General features: G+C 69.6%; 18 protein-coding genes. 11 read left to right on the forward strand and 7 right to left on the reverse strand.

The features are described from left to right. The first annotated feature begins 33 nt into the window (after positions 1–33). The 6 genes from IZR01_RS01855 (at position 34) to IZR01_RS01880 (ending at position 6212) form a co-directional block, all read left to right on the forward strand. Entirely contained in the window at positions 34–474 is a 441-nt protein-coding gene (locus IZR01_RS01855; protein ID WP_228554733.1) for a DUF5994 family protein, read from the forward strand. A gap of 254 nt (positions 475–728) precedes the next feature. After that, positions 729–1961: a glycosyltransferase gene (locus IZR01_RS01860; protein ID WP_194922627.1), complete on the forward strand. Its 1233-nt coding sequence runs from the start codon at positions 729–731 to the stop codon at positions 1959–1961. Next, positions 1958–2974 carry a glycosyltransferase gene (locus IZR01_RS01865; RefSeq protein ID WP_194922628.1) on the forward strand — a complete coding sequence of 339 codons (1017 nt, stop codon included), beginning with the start codon at positions 1958–1960 and terminating at the stop codon, positions 2972–2974. The genes IZR01_RS01860 and IZR01_RS01865 overlap by 4 nt, the downstream gene beginning before the upstream one ends. Then, on the forward strand, positions 2967–4139 hold the full coding sequence (locus IZR01_RS01870) for a N(5)-(carboxyethyl)ornithine synthase (protein ID WP_194894898.1): 1173 nt from the start codon (positions 2967–2969) through the stop codon (positions 4137–4139). The genes IZR01_RS01865 and IZR01_RS01870 overlap by 8 nt, the downstream gene beginning before the upstream one ends. Before the next feature lie 2 nt (positions 4140–4141). Next, positions 4142–5782 (forward strand): F0F1 ATP synthase subunit alpha, encoded by a 1641-nt coding sequence (atpA, locus tag IZR01_RS01875; RefSeq protein ID WP_194922629.1) that lies wholly within the window; start codon positions 4142–4144, stop codon positions 5780–5782. Positions 5783–6008: 226 nt separating this feature from the next. Next, on the forward strand, positions 6009–6212 hold the full coding sequence (locus IZR01_RS01880; protein WP_194894901.1) for a cold-shock protein: 204 nt from the start codon (positions 6009–6011) through the stop codon (positions 6210–6212). A 272-nt stretch (positions 6213–6484) separates the two neighbouring features. Here IZR01_RS01880 and IZR01_RS01885 read toward each other — a convergent pair whose 3' ends face one another. The 3 genes from IZR01_RS01885 to IZR01_RS01895 all read right to left on the reverse strand — a co-directional run bounded on the left by IZR01_RS01885 (position 6485) and on the right by IZR01_RS01895 (position 8751). Further along, positions 6485–6817: an RNA polymerase-binding protein RbpA gene (locus IZR01_RS01885; protein WP_194894903.1), complete on the reverse strand. Its 333-nt coding sequence runs from the start codon at positions 6815–6817 to the stop codon at positions 6485–6487. A gap of 268 nt (positions 6818–7085) precedes the next feature. Then, entirely contained in the window at positions 7086–7589 is a 504-nt protein-coding gene (locus tag IZR01_RS01890) for a DUF5994 family protein (RefSeq protein ID WP_194894904.1), read from the reverse strand. A 115-nt stretch (positions 7590–7704) separates the two neighbouring features. Further along, positions 7705–8751 (reverse strand): aldo/keto reductase, encoded by a 1047-nt coding sequence (locus IZR01_RS01895; protein WP_194922630.1) that lies wholly within the window; start codon positions 8749–8751, stop codon positions 7705–7707. A gap of 74 nt (positions 8752–8825) precedes the next feature. Here IZR01_RS01895 and IZR01_RS01900 point away from each other — a divergent pair, with 74 nt between their 5' ends. Then, a complete protein-coding gene (locus IZR01_RS01900) occupies positions 8826–9398 on the forward strand; it encodes a TetR/AcrR family transcriptional regulator (protein WP_194894907.1) in 573 nt (190 codons plus the stop codon). A gap of 61 nt (positions 9399–9459) precedes the next feature. Then, on the forward strand, positions 9460–10149 hold the full coding sequence (locus IZR01_RS49940; RefSeq protein WP_228558789.1) for a hypothetical protein: 690 nt from the start codon (positions 9460–9462) through the stop codon (positions 10147–10149). 118 nt (positions 10150–10267) lie between these two features. Here IZR01_RS49940 and IZR01_RS01910 read toward each other — a convergent pair whose 3' ends face one another. Beyond that, the gene (locus tag IZR01_RS01910; RefSeq protein WP_194922631.1) at positions 10268–11248 is read right to left on the reverse strand and encodes an aldo/keto reductase; all 981 of its coding nucleotides are present in this window, start codon (positions 11246–11248) and stop codon (positions 10268–10270) included. Between the two features lie 105 nt (positions 11249–11353). Here IZR01_RS01910 and IZR01_RS01915 point away from each other — a divergent pair, with 105 nt between their 5' ends. Then, positions 11354–11860, forward strand: coding sequence for an Lrp/AsnC family transcriptional regulator (locus IZR01_RS01915; protein ID WP_194922632.1), 507 nt, complete (start codon positions 11354–11356; stop codon positions 11858–11860). 42 nt (positions 11861–11902) lie between these two features. On the opposite strand, the gene IZR01_RS01920 is transcribed toward IZR01_RS01915, so the two are convergent. Together IZR01_RS01920 and IZR01_RS01925 are read right to left on the reverse strand one after the other, a co-directional pair. Beyond that, the gene (locus IZR01_RS01920) at positions 11903–12436 is read right to left on the reverse strand and encodes a winged helix-turn-helix transcriptional regulator (protein ID WP_194894911.1); all 534 of its coding nucleotides are present in this window, start codon (positions 12434–12436) and stop codon (positions 11903–11905) included. A 3-nt stretch (positions 12437–12439) separates the two neighbouring features. Then, positions 12440–12889, reverse strand: a complete 450-nt coding sequence (locus tag IZR01_RS01925) for a nuclear transport factor 2 family protein (RefSeq protein ID WP_194894912.1) — start codon at positions 12887–12889, stop codon at positions 12440–12442. 251 nt (positions 12890–13140) lie between these two features. On the opposite strand from IZR01_RS01925, the gene IZR01_RS01930 reads away from it, so the two are divergent. Both IZR01_RS01930 and IZR01_RS01935 read left to right on the forward strand, forming a co-directional pair. After that, on the forward strand, positions 13141–14520 hold the full coding sequence (locus tag IZR01_RS01930; RefSeq protein WP_194922633.1) for a S53 family peptidase: 1380 nt from the start codon (positions 13141–13143) through the stop codon (positions 14518–14520). Positions 14521–14672: 152 nt separating this feature from the next. Next, on the forward strand, positions 14673–15389 hold the full coding sequence (locus IZR01_RS01935) for an SMI1/KNR4 family protein (protein ID WP_194922634.1): 717 nt from the start codon (positions 14673–14675) through the stop codon (positions 15387–15389). On the opposite strand, the gene IZR01_RS52930 is transcribed toward IZR01_RS01935, so the two are convergent. After that, the gene (locus IZR01_RS52930; RefSeq protein ID WP_194922635.1) at positions 15349–15963 is read right to left on the reverse strand and encodes a restriction endonuclease; all 615 of its coding nucleotides are present in this window, start codon (positions 15961–15963) and stop codon (positions 15349–15351) included. The two genes, IZR01_RS01935 and IZR01_RS52930, sit on opposite strands and share 41 nt — an antisense overlap. Positions 15964–16003: the final 40 nt, after the last annotated feature.

Here is a 16003-nt window from a genome sequence, read left to right on the forward strand (position 1 = left end):
GTCCGCTCGCGGACCGGATGGGGCGGCCTGCTTATGGCGCTTCCCACCTTCTTCCCTCCACCCTTGCAGGGTGATGCCTGCGGTGCCCCGCTTCTCCCGCGGCTGGTCTTGGAGCCGACCTTGGCGCAGACCGGGACGTTCGACGGCGCCTGGTGGCCGCGCTCGCGCCACGTCCTGGCCGAGCTGCCGGACCTGATCACGGCGCTGACCGCGCACCTGGGCCGCATCGTGCGGATCGGTCTGGACATCGAGGCCTGGGACGACGTGCCGCGCAGCGTCACCGTGGACGGCCAGGTGATCCGGATCAGCTGGTTCCCGGGCCGGGACCGGACCATAAGCGTCAGCCTCGGCTTCCAGAACCACTTCCTGTTGCTGGTCGTCCCGCCGGCGACCGGCGTGGGAACGGCGCGGACGGCCATGGCCGAGGCCGCCGGGCGCGACAACCACGCGAGCGCCGCGGACCTCCTTCCGTGACAGCTCAGCCCGGGACTGATTGAGCGGCGTCCGCGAGCAGGCCTGCTGGTACTGTCGACCGTGACGCCGTCTTCCAGCGACGGTGCAGCCCACCGGCACAGCGCAGCCTTCTGCTCCGCGTCTTGGTCCCCGGTCAGGGTCGTGGTCGCCCTCCATCAGCGCGATCGCCTCGAATGCGACAACAGCGAGCACCCGCGATACCGCGATACCGCCCTGCTCGCCCTCCGTCCGAACGACGAAGTGAGGGCTCCGCCATGACCAGCTTTGGCTTTCTGAGCACGTACCCGCCCACCCAATGCGGCCTGGCCACCTTCAGCGCGGCCCTGGTGCGCCAGCTGACCGGCCAGGACGGCGGCGACCGGGCCGGTGTGGTCCGGGTCGTGGACACCGTGCAGCCGGCCGTGTCTGCGGACGTCGTCGCTCAGCTGGTCAACGGCTCGCCAGCGGGCCCGGCCACGGCCGCGGCGGCGCTGAATCGCTGCGACGTCGCCATCGTGCACCACGAGTACGGCATCTACGGCGGCCGGGACGGCGAGGACGTGCTGCGGGTCCTGGCCGAGACGGAGGTCCCGGTGATCGCGGTACTGCACACCGTCTTGGCCGCCCCCACCGCGCACCAACGTCAGGTGCTGGAACGGATCGCGGACGCCGCGGCCGCGGTCGTGGTGATGTCCCAGACCGCCGCCGACCGGCTGGGTGCGGGCTACCTGGTCGACCCGGCCAAGATCTCGGTCATCCCGCACGGCGCGCTCACCAGCCGGCGCCGCTCGCCCCTGGCCTGCCTCAACCCGTTCGCCCCACCGGCGCCGGCCGCCGCCGCGCGGCGACCGATCGTCCTCACCTGGGGTCTGCTCGGACCGGGTAAAGGCATCGAGTGGGCGCTTGAGGCCTTCGCCGGGCTCGGCGGCCTGGATCCGGCGCCGCGATACGTGATCGCCGGCCAGACGCATCCCAAGGTGCTGGCGCGGGAGGGCGAGGCGTACCGGGACGGCCTGCGGGCCCGGGCGCGGGAGCTCGGTATCTCGGCCGACGTGGAGTTCGATCCCGAATATCACGATCCTGACGTGCTCACGGACCTCGTCCACAGCGCCGACGTGGTGCTCCTGCCCTACGAATCGACCGAGCAGGTGACCTCCGGCGTGCTCATCGAGGCCGTCGCCGCCAGCCGGCCGATCATCGCGACCCGCTTCCCGCACGCCGTGGAACTGCTCGCCGACGGCACCGGGCTGCTGGTGAAGCACCGGGACGTCCCCGCCATGACCGAAGCGCTGCGGGCGGTCCTCACCGGGCCGGCCCTGGCCGAGTCCATGACCCAGGCCTGCGGCCGCATCGCGTCCGACCTGGCCTGGAGCACCGTGGCGGACTCCTACCGGGCCCTGGCCACGTCGCTGCTCGGCACCCCGATCACCACCCCGATCACCACCCCGATCACCACCCCGATCACCACCCCGATCACCCCGATCGCCCCGATCACCGCCGCTGCATGAAACCCGACATCTCCTTCGCCCACCTGCGCCGGCTCAGCGACGACACCGGTCTGTTCGAGCACGCCCGCGGCGCCGTGCCGCGCCGCGAGCACGGATACTGCCTCGACGACGTCGCCCGCGGCCTGCTCGTCATCTGCCGCGAACCCGAGCCCGACGCCGGCCTGACCGCGCTGGCCGAGACCTACCTGGCCTTCGTCGCCCACGCTCAGGACCCTGACGGGTCGTTCCACAACCGGCTGGGCCTGGACCGCCTCTGGCACGACGAACCCGGCGTGGGCGATTGGTGGGGGCGCGCGCTGTGGGCGCTGGGCACCGCCGCGGTCCGCGGCCCGCAGCCGTGGATCCGCAGTGCGGCTTTGGCGATGTTCGACAGCGGCGCGGTACTGCGCTCGCCCTGGTCGCGCAGCAACACCTTCGCGGCGTTGGGCGCCGCGGAGATCCTGGCCGTCGATCCGGGGCACGAAGGCGCGCGCAAGCTGCTCGCCGACGCCGCGCGGCTGATCGGGGCACCCCGGGCGGACGACGCGTGGCCCTGGCCCGAGCCGTGGCTCAGCTACGCGAACGCCGCGCCCGCCGAAGTCCTCATCGCCGCCGGCCACCTGCTGGACGACAAACGCCTGCTCGCCGACGGCCTGACCCTGCTGGGCTGGCTGCTGGACGCGCAGACCCGGGACGGGCACCTGTCCCTGACCCCGGCCGGCGGTCACGGCCGGGGCTGGACCGGCCCCGGCTTCGACCAGCAGCCGATCGAGGCCGCCGCGCTGGCCGACGCCTGCGCCCGGGCCCTGGCCGTCACCGGCGCCGACCGCTGGGAAGCGGGCCTGGCCCGCGCGATGGCCTGGTTCCTCGGGATGAACGACTCAGGCATCCCGCTGGCCGACCAGAGCACCGGCGGCTGCTGCGACGGCCTGGAGCGCGAGGGCCGCAACGAGAACCAGGGCGCTGAGTCGACGCTCGCGCTGATCTCCACTTTCCAACATGGCCGCAACCAACCAAAGGAGCGTCTTGCTTAACCTCGAACTCGGCATCGTCGCGCACTCCCGCAAGGAGAACGAACACCGGCTGCCCATCCATCCCGCGCACTTCGAGCGTATCGACGCCGATGTGCGGGCCCGCATCCACCTGGAGCAGGGCTACGGCGAACGCTTCGGAATCCCCGACAGCCAACTGGCCCCGCTCGTCGCCGGGTTGAAGTCCCGGGCCGAGCTCGTCGCCGCCTGCGACGTCATCGTGCTGGCCAAGCCGCTGCTCGAAGACGTCTCGGAACTGCGCGAAGGCCAGACCCTGTGGGGCTGGCCGCACTGCGTCCAGGACACGAAGCTGACCCAGACGGCCATCGACCGCCGGCTGACGCTGATCGCGTTCGAGGCGATGAACCACTGGACCGGCGACGGCTCGTTCAACCTGCACGTGTTCCACAAGAACAACGAGATGGCCGGGTACTCCTCGGTACTGCACGCGATGCAGCTGGTGGGCTCGACCGGAGACTACGGCCGGCGGCTGAACGCCGTGGTCATCGGCTTCGGCGCGACGGCGCGCGGCGCGGTGACGGCGCTCAACGCCCTCGGCGTCCACGAGGTCGACGTCCTCACCGGCCGCGGCGTCAGCGCCGTCGCCTCGCCGATCCACTCCGCGCGCATCGTCCACTTCGACCACGACGAGGCCGACGACACCGACGACCCGCGCCGCAGCCATGCCCTCACCGAGGACGGAAGCCAGCCGCTGGCGGAGTTCCTGGCGGGCCACGACATCATCGTGAACTGTGTCCTGCAGGACACCAGCGCGCCGCTGACCTTCCTGATAGAGGAAGACCTCGCGACGCTGGCCCCCGGCACCCTGGTCATCGACGTGTCCTGCGATGAGGGCATGGGCTTCAGCTGGGCGCGCCCGATGACGTTCACCGAGCCGATGTGCATCGTCGGCAACGGGGTGCAGTACTACGGCGTCGATCACAGCCCCTCCTACCTGTGGAACTCCGCGACCTGGGAGAACAGCGAAGCCCTGATTCCCTTCTTGCGCCCGGTTCTCGGCGGCCCCGAGGCCTGGGAGGCCAACGAGAGCATTCGGCGCGCCATCGAGATCCAGGACGGCGTGATCCAGAACCCGGCGATCCTGGAGTTCCAGCACCGGTCGGCGGAGTATCCCCACCTGGCGCAAGTCGGGAGAGAGCAGGAATAGCCATGCCGGAACTCACGATCCGTCCGGAGGAGATCCGGGACGCGTTGCAGCGTTTTGTCGCCTCCTACGAGACGACGGCGGCGCCGATCGACGAGGTCGGGGCTGTCACGGTGATCGGTGACGGTATCGCCAGGGTCGAGGGTCTGCCCTCGGCCATGACGAACGAGCTGCTGAAGTTCGAGGACGGCACCCTGGGTATCGCGTTGAACCTGGATGTCCGGGAGATCGGCGTGGTCGTCCTTGGCGACTATGAGGGAATCGCCGAAGGCCAGTCCGTTGCGCGTACCGGCGAGATCTTGTCCACCCCGGTCGGTGACAAGTTCATGGGCCGGGTGGTGAACCCGTTGGGTGAGCCGATTGACGGTTTGGGTCCGGTTGAGGCTGAGGGCACTCGGGTCCTGGAGTTGCAGGCTCCGGGCGTGATGGCTCGGCAGTCGGTGAGAGAGCCGCTCCAGACCGGTATCAAGGCGATCGACTCGATGACGCCGATCGGTCGTGGCCAGCGTCAGCTGATCATCGGTGACCGGCAGACCGGTAAGACCGCGGTGGCCGTGGACACGATCATCAACCAGAAGCAGAACTGGGAGTCGGGCGACCCGAAGAAGCAGGTCCGCTGCATCTATGTCGCGATCGGTCAGAAGGGTTCCACCATCGCGGCTGTGAAGGGCGCGTTGGAGGAGGCCGGCGCGATGAAGTACACGACGATCGTGGCCGCCCCGGCTTCGGATCCGGCGGGCTTCAAGTACCTGGCGCCTTACACCGGTTCGGCTATCGGCCAGCACTGGATGTACGACTCCAAGCATGTGCTGATCGTCTTCGATGATCTGACCAAGCAGGCTGAGGCGTACCGGTCGATGTCGCTGCTGCTGCGTCGGCCGCCGGGGCGCGAGGCGTACCCCGGTGACGTCTTCTATCTGCACTCGCGTCTGCTGGAGCGTTGCGCGAAGCTCTCCGATGAGATGGGTGCGGGCTCGATGACCGGTCTGCCGGTGATTGAGACCAAGGCGAACGACATCTCGGCGTTCATTCCGACGAACGTCATCTCGATCACCGACGGTCAGGTCTTCTTCGAGACGGACTTGTTCAACTCCGGTGTGCGTCCGGCGATCAACGTGGGTACCTCGGTGTCCCGGGTCGGTGGTTCGGCGCAGGTGAAGGCGATGCGTTCGGTGTCCGGTTCGCTTCGTGTGGAGTTGGCGCAGTTCCGGGATCTGGAGGCGTTCGCTGCTTTCGCCTCGGATCTGGACGATGCGTCTAAGGCGCAGTTGGCCCGTGGTCAGCGGATGGTGGAGATCCTGAAGCAGGGTCAGTACACGCCGTATCCGGTCGAGGACCAGGTGGCGGCGATCTGGATCGGTACGTCGGGCTCGATCGATGATGTGCCGGTGTCCGATGTGCGCCGTTTCGAGAGCGAGTTCATCTCGTTCTTGAAGACCGACCACGCGGGCATCTTGGCGACCGTCCGGGAGACCGGGCAGCTCTCCGAGGACACCGTCTCGGCGTTCAAGGACGCGGTCGCGCAGTTCAAGCGCGGCTTCGAACTCGGCGACGGCACGCTGCTGGCCGACCAGGGCAAAACCGAGGCCATGGACGAGGACAACGTCGGCCAGGCCACCATCGCCAAGCACGTCAAGGCCCGGTGACTGCTCTATTGGAGTGATTCTCCCGTGGGTCTGCCGCAGCGGTGCGCGCCGAACTGTGCTATAGTGATCTTGTTGCAGTAGTGGTACCCATGAACTTAGTGTGCGCCTGATGCTTTGCGGCTCAGGCGTCTTTTGTTTTCCGGAACTCTCCGGGTGGGGTCATTTCCGCGGCAGGGGACTCCGCACGGTGTGGGGGCCCTTCGATCCCCACAAAGAAGGAAAAGTCATGGCTACAGGCACCGTCAAGTGGTTCAACGCGGAAAAGGGCTTCGGGTTCATCGAGCAGGATGGCGGCGGCGCCGACGTGTTCGCTCACTTCTCGAACATCGCTGCCGACGGCTACCGCGAGCTGCAGGAAGGCCAGCGCGTGAGCTTCGACGTCACGCAGGGCCAGAAGGGCCCGCAGGCCGAGAACATCGTTCCGGCTTAATCGCGAGCCAGGGTATCCGCCTTTCCGGATGACTCTTGAGTGCGGCCCGGTACCTGCAAAAGGTGCCGGGCCGCACTTCGTGGTGTCACGGTGCCGGACGGGCCGCACGGTCAGCCGGAGCCGACCCGGCCGGGTTCAGCGGAACCGGCGCGCTGCCGTGTCGGCGGCTGGTGCCGCCTCGACGACCGGTTCCGCCTTGATGGCGGGTGCCACCTCGACTTGCCGGCGCGGCCTCTTGCCGGCGCGGCCTCACCTGTTGCCGGGGCGCGGCCTCACCTGGCCGTGCGGAGCTTGGTGAGCGCCTCGGCCAAGATGGCATCGGCATCGGCGTCGCTGCGCCGGTCGCGGACATAGGCCAGGTGGGATTTGAACGGGCCCGCCTGCACCAGGGCCGGGGGGTTGTCGGGGTCCAGGCCGGCCGGACGGTCACAGTCGTGACAGTCCCACGTGGTGGGAATCTCCGCGGACGCGGCGAAGATCGGGCTCGTCGAATGGCCGATCGCGCACCAGAAGGTGACCGCGACCCGCGTTACCAATTGCCCTCGTTCGTTCTCGCCGCTGGGTCCAGCCCCGATTCTGCTCCCACGTATTCCGCTGCGCGCCATGCTATGGAGCCTCCTTAGCCGCGGTCGGCACTGAGCTCAGCTGAGCGAACCGTCCCGCTGTGACGAACAGTACGCCCCTGCGGTAACACGAGCGGGAAACGAGACGATCGCTGACCGGCGGGTCCTGCGTCCGGGGCGCGGTTCGGGGGCGGTTCAGGCACGGTTCGGGCCGCCGCTCGCCGTGGACTCCGGGCCGAGCACAGCCGCCGACGGGTGCTCCTCGACGGCTGGTGGTCGACATCAGTGCACTGACCGGCACTGATGCGGCTCAGACGGATCCCTGCTGGCCGGCCCCGGTGTCGATGAGAATCTGCTGCGCGTCCGCCACGTTGTCCTGCCGGACGGCCTGCGCGATGGCCGCCTTCGCCGCCTCCGCGTCCGAGTCCGGCGGTATCACCAGCAGCGAGAAGAGATCCCGCTCGCCCCGGGTGATCAGGATCGTGTCGTCGCCGACCGGGTAGGAGTCGATGCGTACCACCTGGCCGTCCACGACCAAGCGGGTCGGCAGGCCGTCCCAAGCGGTCGCGTCGAGCCCGACGCGGGTGATCGGCCCGATGTGCCGGGCCAAGGCGCTGACCAGGGCCGGAAGCTCGGAATGGATACGCCGGGAGCGCGGCCACCAGGCCCCGTCCAGGACGCCGCCCGCGCGAGGCCCGATCGTCTCCAGGCGCAGGATCGCGGTCCCCGGGACGGCCGTGTGCACCGCCGTGGGCAACTCGCCCCCGGCCCGGGGCGGCGGGTCGGGGATGTCGCGTCTTGGGGAGTTCGCCATGACAGATCGCCTGTTCCCGGCAGGTCGAGAAAGCGGGTTCCCTCTCTCGTCACCCACTCTACGTCGCGTGCAGGCTTCCGGCAGGGGGCGACCAGTGGCGTTTGGCGACTGGCGATCAGATGACCGGGACCGGCGGAGCCGCGAGCAGCGCGCGGTCCCCGTCGATGCCGTGGTTCAGCGCGGCCTCGACGTCCTCGTGCGGGGTTCCCAGGCGGGGCGTGCTGACCTCGCTGAGGCGGTGGTAGTGCTGCTCGCTGAGGTCGAGGTGCACAGAGCTCAGGTATTCGTTCAGCTGTGTCAGAGTGCGAGGGCCGGCGATCGGGATCAGTGCTGTTTGTGCCAGGGCGGCGCGGCGGCGTAGCCAGGACAAGGCGACCTGCGGCGCGCTGGCGCCGATCTCGTCGGCGATCGCCAGGACGGTGTCGACGACCGCGGTGCGCTGTGCGCTGCCTTCGATCGCGTCGCCGCGTGCGCTGAGCCGACCTTGCCCGCCCTGCCGGTACTTGCCGGTCAGCAGCCCTCCGGCCAGCGGGGAGTACAGGAGCATGCCGAGGCCGTGGGCCTGCGCCATCGGAAGCAGTTCCCGGTCGGCGGAGCGCTCGGCCAGGCTGTACTCGGTCTGGATGCCGACCAGCCGGGCCAGGCCGCGCAGCTCGGCGCGGACCGTGGCGCCGGCGACACGCCAGGCCGGGAAGTTGGACAGGCCGCCGTGCCGGATCTTGCCGGCCCGGATCAGGGTGTCGAAGCCGGCCAGGATCTCCTCGATCGGCGTCGTGCCGTCGGGGAAGTGCGGCATGTAGACGTCGACGTAGTCGGTGCCCAGGCGGCGCAGGCTCGCCTCCAGGGAGCGGACCATGACCTTGCGCCCGTTGCCGGTGGTGCCGGGCGCGGGCTGCGCCTGCCTGGTGCCGCTGTACTTGGTGATCACCACGAAGTCGTCGCGCCGGCCGCCGAGCAGCCTGCCGAGCATGGTCTCGGCCCGCCCGTCCTGATAGATGTCGGACGTGTCGAAGGTGGTGCCGCCGGCCTCGACGAACGCCTCGAAGATCTGCCGCGAGCCGTCAGGTCCGGCGCCGGCCTGCGTGGTGGAGAAGTTCGCCGTTCCCAGCGCGTACTCCGACACGCGCAGTCCCGTCAGCCGGCCGAACGTCTGGTAGCGCATGGCAACTCCTGGATTCCGGTGATGCGGGGTAGACTTCACGACGGTATCAAGAAAAACGAGGGGTCGCTCTTTTTATGCCGAAGGTCAGCCAGGCCCACCTGGACGCCCGCCGCCAGCAGATCGTCGACGCCGCCCGGGCCCGGTTCGCCAGCCACGGCTTCGCCCGCACGTCGATGGCCGATATCGTCACCGAGTCCGGTCTGTCCAACGGGGCGATCTACCGCTACTTCACCAGCAAGGAGGAGATCGTCGTCGCCGTCTGCGAACAGGCCGGCGACGGCCTGCCCCGCGAGCTCACCGCCGAGGCCGTCAACGGGTTCCTGGAACACGTCCGCACCCTGGCGCGGGACACGGACCACGCTCGGCTGGTGGCCCAGATCTACGCCGAAGCCGCGGTCTCGCCGCCGCTGGCAGCGGTGGTGCGCGAACAACTCGCGGCGCTGCGGGCGGCAGTCGCCGACTTGCTGCCCGGCCGCCGAGGCCCGGACGCCGAACGGGCCGCCGAAGCCTTCGTGGCCCTGTGTGCCGGCTACAACCAGCAGCTTGCGATCCGGGGCGATGTGGACCCGGCGCCCTTCACCGCGGCGCTGATGGCGATCATCGAGGCACCCGAACGGGTGGCCGGGGAGCGCGCCGCCGCTGAATGAATGATCTCTGAGGCCAAGATCGAATCGCTGATTTCGATAAAGCTTCCCGGAGGAGACACCAGTGATTACTCGGCTCAGGACTGCCAGCGTGCGCGCGGCGGCCGGCGGCGCGCTCGGCATCGCAGGGCTGTTGGCGTTCACGACGGCCCCGGCGCACGCTGCCGGCCCGGCGCCCCGCGCGGCAGCCAGTGAGCTTCCGCCGGTCGGGGCGGAAGGTACCGAGCCCCTGGCGAGCGACTTCGACTTCACTCTCAACGGTCAGCAGTGCCACGCGCACGCGGTTGGGGCCGTCGACGAGTACGTCACCGCGCAGGATGCCGCCGCCACCACCGACACCGTCGCGGAGGGGGGTCTGAAACTGCGCGGCACCGAATCATGCGGCTCCGGCTCCCGGACCCGCGCCGCCTCCGGGGGGTCGATCACCATCGAGCAGAACGATGTGGACGTCGACCCGAAGTCCCTCCTGCGGATCACTCAGAACTTCCCGCCCAGGTACGAGCAGATCATGGTGCTGAGCTTCACCATGGTGATCGAGGATCCCGAAACCTCGAACGACCACGCCCGCGCCCACCATGAGCCACTGATCCTGACCACCAAGGACCCGGCGAAGCTCATCGGCACGCTGACCCAGTTCCCGCCGCGGGGCGACTTGTACCAGCTCCAGAACCCCGTCGACCTCATTGACCTGGGGAACCCGGACACGACCATCGCGACGATCCAGACGTTCCCCGTCAAGGTCGGCGGGCTCTAACAGCGGCCTCGCCATCGGCATCATGTGACCAACACGCCGCGAGGCGCCGCCGGGCACCCGGCCGGCGGCGCTTCCCCGCGAAAGTTCCGAACCCCAACAGCCCAACAGCCCAACAGTCCTAGCTGTGTCCGAGGATCCGGTGCGGTCGGTAGAGCCTTTCCAAGCCCGCGACCTCCTCACCGCTCAGTTCGACGCCGACAGCCGCGACCGCGTCGTCCACATGCTTCGCCTTGGTCGCGCCCACGATGGGCGCGGTGACCCCGGGCCGGCCGAGCAGCCAGGCCAAGGCGACCTGCGCGGGCGGCAAGCCGCGGTCGGCGGCCAGTGCTCGGACCGCGTCGACGACGTCGAAGTCGGCGGCGCCGTACATGTCGTCGGCGATCGGGTCGAGGCCGGATCGGCGCGTGTGGCGCTCGCCGTCGCGCTCGCGGGTGCCGGCGAGGAGTCCCCGGGCGAGCGGGCTCCACGGGACGATGCCCACTCCCTGGTCGAGGCAGAGGGGGATCATCTCCCGTTCCTCTTCGCGGTACAGGAGGTTGTAGTGGTTCTGCACCGACAGGAACGGGGTCCAGCCGTTGGCCCGGGCGGTGTGCTGCGCCTTGGCGAACTGCCAGGCGTACATGCTGGAGGCGCCGATGTAGCGCGTTTTCCCGGCCCGCACCACGTCGTGCAGCGCCTCCATGGTCTCCTCGATCGGGGTCTCGTAGTCCCAGCGGTGGACCTGGTACAGGTCGACGTAATCGCAACCGAGGCGGCTCAGCGAAGCGTCGATGCCGGCCAGGATGTGTTTGCGGGACAGGCCTCGATCGTTCGGGCCGGGGCCCATCGGGAAGTACACCTTGGTGGCGAGCACGTAGTCTTCGCGGTGGGGGAAGAACTTGCCGAGCAGCCGCCCGGTCACCTGCTCGCTCGCGCCGTCCGAGTACATGTCGGCGGTGTCGAAGTACGTCACGCCGGCCTCGACCGCGCGCCGCACTAGCGGTTCCGCGGCGTCCTGGCTGAGGACCCAGTCCCGCCCGGATTGGTCTCCGTAGCTCATCATGCCCAGGCAGATGCGTGAGACCTTGAGGCCGGAGCGGCCCATCGTCGTGTACTGCATCTCGGTTACCTCTCTTGCGGCGGGTTTTGCGGCGAGTCTTGTGACGAGCTGAGAATCAGTTCGGCGGTCACGGTGAGATGATCGAACATCCCGTAAGCTGGCGGAATGCCGAACCGCAGGCCCAGGCCGGAGCGGGCCTACGAACCCAAGGAAATCGACGGCGTGGACCGTCGCATCCTCGCCGAGCTCCAGATCGACGCCCGGCTGAGCCTGGCTGAGCTGGGCCGCAGGGTGAACCTGTCGGCTCCGGCCGTGGCCGACCGGATCCAGCGGCTCGAAGAGACCGGCGTCATCACGGGCTACCACGCGGCGGTGGACCCGGGCGCCGTGGGGTTTCCGGTCACCGTGCTGGTGCGGATCAATCCGGCGGTTCGCGAGCTGCCGCGCATCGCCAAGCTCGCCGAGGAGACCCCGGAGATCGTGGAGTGCTACCGGATCACCGGCGACGACTGCCTCTACTTCATCGCGCACCTGCGCGCCGTCGAGCACCTTGAGCCGATCCTCGATCGCTTCGCCCCGTACGGCCGCACCACCACCTCGCTCGTCCACGCGGCCACGGTGCCGCGCCGGCCGCTGCCGCTGTGTCCGCCGGATCAGCCCGACGCCGAGTGACGACTGGTGACGCGCCCTGATCAGATCCTGATCACGCCCTGATCAGGACCGCTGGTCGCGATGCCGCCCCATCACTACTGACCCCATCACCACCGACCCGATCAGCGCCGTCCCGGGACCCGTCCGGCCGCCCGGCCCGGGTTCCGGATCCACGCCGTCGGCGGCCAGCGGCTCGCCGCACCGGTCGCAGGCCACTGTCGGCGTCATCGCCTGACCGCACGCCTGGTGGCGAAGCGCCATCGGCGCGCCGTCGCCGCCGTCCAGCCAGCGGTCGCCCCAGGCCATCAGTGCCATCAGGACCGGGATCAGGTCCAGGCCCATCGGGGTGAGCCGGTACTCGTGCCGCAAGGGAGACTCCTGATACGCCACCTGTTCCAGTAGCCCGTCGTCGGCCAGCTGCGTGAGCCGCGCGGACAGCACCGCGCGTGCCACCCCCAGGTCGGCGCGCAGGTCCTCGAAGCGGGTGATCCCGCAGTACACGTCGCGCAGGATCAGCGGTACCCAGGACGGGCCGACGACGTCCGCCGCGCGGGCGATCGAGCAGACGATCGCGGAGAAGTCGGTGGTGCGCGGCACGGCTCAGCCCACGATCGGCGCGGCCGCCGCCTCGGCGACGCCCGCTTCGGCCAGCCGGTGCAGGGCGCCGGCCAGCAGCTGGGTGTCCTCCAGGGAGTAGATCGCGACGATGCGTCCCCATCGGATGTCAAGGATCTGGAGCATCCGGTTGCGGTACGGCTCCCCGGCGACCTCGGCGGCGATGTCGACCACACTGATCACCCGGGTCCGCCACGGCCAGCCCTTGACCAGCACGTCACGCACCTCGAAACGGCCGCCGCCCATCAGGCGGTCCACCCGGGCGAACCACGTCTCGATCAGCGCGCGGCCGTGCCGGCGCCCGCCGAGCGCGTGATCGCCGACGAATTCGTACACCGCGTCCTCGGCGAGGCCCTTCGTGACGGCGGCGGTGTTCCCCGCACTGAGCGCTGCGAACGCCTTGCGGACCTGGTGGGCGACGACGGTTTTGTACATGGGGCCCTCCTAGGCTGCCTAAGTCTGTTTAGCAGACTGTCAACGCTATCGTGCTGTCCGTTTCCCCGCATGTCCGGGTACCGCTTGTTCCCGAGCCGCCGACACGCCGCGCGTTTTCGTCCTCTTCATCACCTGCGACATGATTTGAAGAATTTTTGGCAAACCCTTGGGTAGCCCTCTGATCCATTTCTTGCCAATGTCCATAGCCGGTACCAATTCCGCCACCTCCCTCGCCACCTCCAGGAGGAGACATGCATCGGGCATCATCAGGACTCGGCGACCGCCGGGCCTTCCGCGCCGGCGCCAGGATGGCCGCCGTCGGGACCGCGGTCGCGCTGTCCCTCGCGGTCGCCGTCGGCGCCCAGGCCGCGCCGGGCAGCGTCCCGCACCAGGTCCCCAGCCCCAAGCACCACCACTTCAGCGCCGAGGTGAACCGCATCGGCGCGGCCGCGACGATCCCGGACCGGGTGGCGCGCGTCGAGCAGGCGCTCCAGTCCTCCGGGCCCGGCCTACAGCAGGCCTATGACGTGGCCCCGCTGTACGCGAACCACATCGACGGCACGGGCCTGACGATCGCCACACTGGTGGCGTTCGGCGACAAGAGCGCCCAGAGCTATCTCGACCAGTACGACTCGGACAACGGCCTGCCGGCGGCGACCGTGCAGACCATCGCGCCGTCCGGCACGGTGCCGGCCTGCACCGATCCCGGTGTGAACACCAGCGACTGCCAGAGCTGGGGCGGCGAGACGGACCTGGACATCTCGATGATCCACACCCTCGCGCCCGGGGCGAAGATCCTGATCATCGCGACCCCGGTCAGCGAGACCGAGGGCATCACCGGCTTCCCGGAGCTGCTGTCCGCGATGGACTACACGGTCTCCAACCACCTCGCCGACGTCATCTCGATGAGCATGGGCACCCCCGAGGACGACTTCGCCACCTCCGCCCAGCTGCACGACCTGGACAGCCACTTCAAGAACGCGACCGACAACGGCGTGACGGTCCTGGCCTCCACCGGCGACGACGGCGCCGACGGGGAGCAGTTGGACGGCACCACCCCGTGGGGCAAGCGCGTGGTCTCCTTCCCGGCCGACGAGTCCTACGTCACCGCGGTCGGCGGCACGGACCTCTACCTCGACGACAACGGCAACCGCACGCAGCCCGACGACCTGTGGCCGGAATCCGGCGGCGGCGTCTCCCACGAGTTCGGGATCCCGGCCTGGCAGCAGAACACCGCCACCGCCACCGGCGCCACCGGCCGCTCCCTGCCGGACATCACGATGGAGGGCACCTCCGGCACCTCGGAGTCCTCCCCGCTGATGGCCGCCATCGTCGGCCTGGCCGACCAGTCCGCCGGCCACGACCTGGGCCTGATCAACCCCGCGCTGTACGCCATCGGCCCCAACGGCACCGGCTCCGGCGTCGTGGACGTGACCAGCGGCTGCAACTCCACGGACACCGTGACCGGCTACTGCGCCGGCACCGGCTTCGACATCGCCTCCGGCTGGGGCACGATCGACGCGGCCGCGTTCGTGCCGGCGCTGGTCGCCGCCTCGGCCCCGAGCAGTAGTCTGCGCGTGGACGTCGGCGGCAAGGGGCCCGGGCACATCCGGGTGCTGGAGAAGCAGTGAACTGATGAAGTGGGCTGACGAAGTGAACTGATGAACCGGCTGATCCGCTGGAGCCGCTGCTCCGCTGAAGCGGTGGATCGCGCGACGGGTGCCCCGGGGCCGCGGCTCCGGGGCACCCGTCGCGTCGGCGGCGGCCGGTAGGGTCGGCCGGCATGAGCGATTGGGCAGGTGTCCGTGAACGGGTCCTGGCACTGGCCGCCGCGCCGGACGGCGACGATGTCTTCGGCGCGGGAGGGCATGGATTCGAGCTGGAAGAACCGCTGACGGCCGCGGCGCTGGCCGAGGTCGAGTCCCTGCTCGGCGTCGAGCTGCCGCATGACTACCGGACGTTCCTTCTGGAAGTCGGCGCCGGCGGAGCGGGACCGGCGTACGGCCTGTTCCCCCTCCAGCGCGTCGGCGAGGTCCCCAGCGCCTGGCGGTGGATCGGTGACGGCGGCGAAACGGCCGATCCCGCTGTGCTGGCCGAGCCGTTCCCCGGACCCGTCGACCCGACGGAGCTCGCGGCGCTAGTCGCCGACCAACCCGACGACGAGGACTACCCCACCCCCGCCGACTTCGACCCCGCATACGAGGCCTGGGACGCGCGCCTGACCGCGCTGCTCTACGACCCCCACCACACCGCCGGCGCGATCTGCCTGTGCCACGAGGGCTGCGCCCTGCGCGTCTGGCTGGTCGTCACCGGCCCGGAGCGCGGCCACATGTGGTTCGACCCGCGCTGCGATCTGGAGGATCTGCGGCCGCTGCGCGATGCGCGGGGCGAGCCCGTCAGCTTTGCGGACTGGTACCTCGGCTGGCTCGCCGAGGCCGAGTCCACGTGCGGTATGGCGATCACTCCGGAGGCGCGGCGGGCAGGTACTTGTCCAGGCTGATGCCGTTGTTCCAGTGGCTGAGCAGGTCGCGGTCGATGAGGACGACGTGCTGGCTGGCGGCGAGCTCGCGACTCTGCTTGGTGAAGCGCCAGGCGGTGGTGACGAACACCGGGAGGTCCGCGTTGTGGATGGGGCGCGCGGTGCCGAGGAAACGTTGCAGATCCGGGCCGGGGACGGCGCTTCCCGGCTTGTAGCGCTTGCATTGGATGACGACTCGGCGGCCGTCAGGAGAATCCGCTATCACGTCGGCGCCGAGATCGCCGGCCCCACCGCGGGATTGGTGCACCGCGAAGCCGTCCCGATGGCATAGGCCGGCGATGAAGAGCTCGAACTCAGTACCCGACATCGCATCGATGGCCACCAGGTTCTGATGCCGTGCTGCATGCTCCAGGTCGTCCAAGCGCTTCAGCTCGGCATGCCGCTCGGCCCGTCCGGCGCGCAGAACCGGCATGAGCGCGGATGCGGGAGCCGCGAGCAGCATGCCGGCTGGAATAGCCGGCCACAGCGGACCCAGGCTGCCGCTGACCGCCTCGGCAAGTGCCACGGCCCCGCCGACGGCAACGGCGATGACCACGCGTCTGCTGATGGAGTCGACGCGCCGTGGGCGTATCGCT

Origin of the sequence: Catenulispora pinisilvae (genome assembly GCF_015356865.1) — a bacterium.
In the GTDB taxonomy this organism is placed as follows: Bacteria; Actinomycetota; Actinomycetes; order Streptomycetales; family Catenulisporaceae; genus Catenulispora; species Catenulispora pinisilvae.

Coding starts and splice junctions, on each gene's coding strand:
- IZR01_RS01855 (WP_228554733.1), top strand. CDS start 34: ATGGCGCTTCCCACCTTCTTCCCTCCACCCTTGCAGGGTGATGCCTGC.
- IZR01_RS01860 (WP_194922627.1), top strand. CDS start 729: ATGACCAGCTTTGGCTTTCTGAGCACGTACCCGCCCACCCAATGCGGC.
- IZR01_RS01865 (WP_194922628.1), top strand. CDS start 1,958: ATGAAACCCGACATCTCCTTCGCCCACCTGCGCCGGCTCAGCGACGAC.
- atpA (WP_194922629.1), top strand. CDS start 4,142: ATGCCGGAACTCACGATCCGTCCGGAGGAGATCCGGGACGCGTTGCAG.
- IZR01_RS01880 (WP_194894901.1), top strand. CDS start 6,009: ATGGCTACAGGCACCGTCAAGTGGTTCAACGCGGAAAAGGGCTTCGGG.
- IZR01_RS01885 (WP_194894903.1), bottom strand. CDS start 6,817: ATGGCGCGCAGCGGAATACGTGGGAGCAGAATCGGGGCTGGACCCAGC.
- IZR01_RS01890 (WP_194894904.1), bottom strand. CDS start 7,589: ATGGCGAACTCCCCAAGACGCGACATCCCCGACCCGCCGCCCCGGGCC.
- IZR01_RS01895 (WP_194922630.1), bottom strand. CDS start 8,751: ATGCGCTACCAGACGTTCGGCCGGCTGACGGGACTGCGCGTGTCGGAG.
- IZR01_RS01900 (WP_194894907.1), top strand. CDS start 8,826: ATGCCGAAGGTCAGCCAGGCCCACCTGGACGCCCGCCGCCAGCAGATC.
- IZR01_RS01910 (WP_194922631.1), bottom strand. CDS start 11,248: ATGCAGTACACGACGATGGGCCGCTCCGGCCTCAAGGTCTCACGCATC.
- IZR01_RS01915 (WP_194922632.1), top strand. CDS start 11,354: ATGCCGAACCGCAGGCCCAGGCCGGAGCGGGCCTACGAACCCAAGGAA.
- IZR01_RS01925 (WP_194894912.1), bottom strand. CDS start 12,889: ATGTACAAAACCGTCGTCGCCCACCAGGTCCGCAAGGCGTTCGCAGCG.
- IZR01_RS01930 (WP_194922633.1), top strand. CDS start 13,141: ATGCATCGGGCATCATCAGGACTCGGCGACCGCCGGGCCTTCCGCGCC.
- IZR01_RS01935 (WP_194922634.1), top strand. CDS start 14,673: ATGAGCGATTGGGCAGGTGTCCGTGAACGGGTCCTGGCACTGGCCGCC.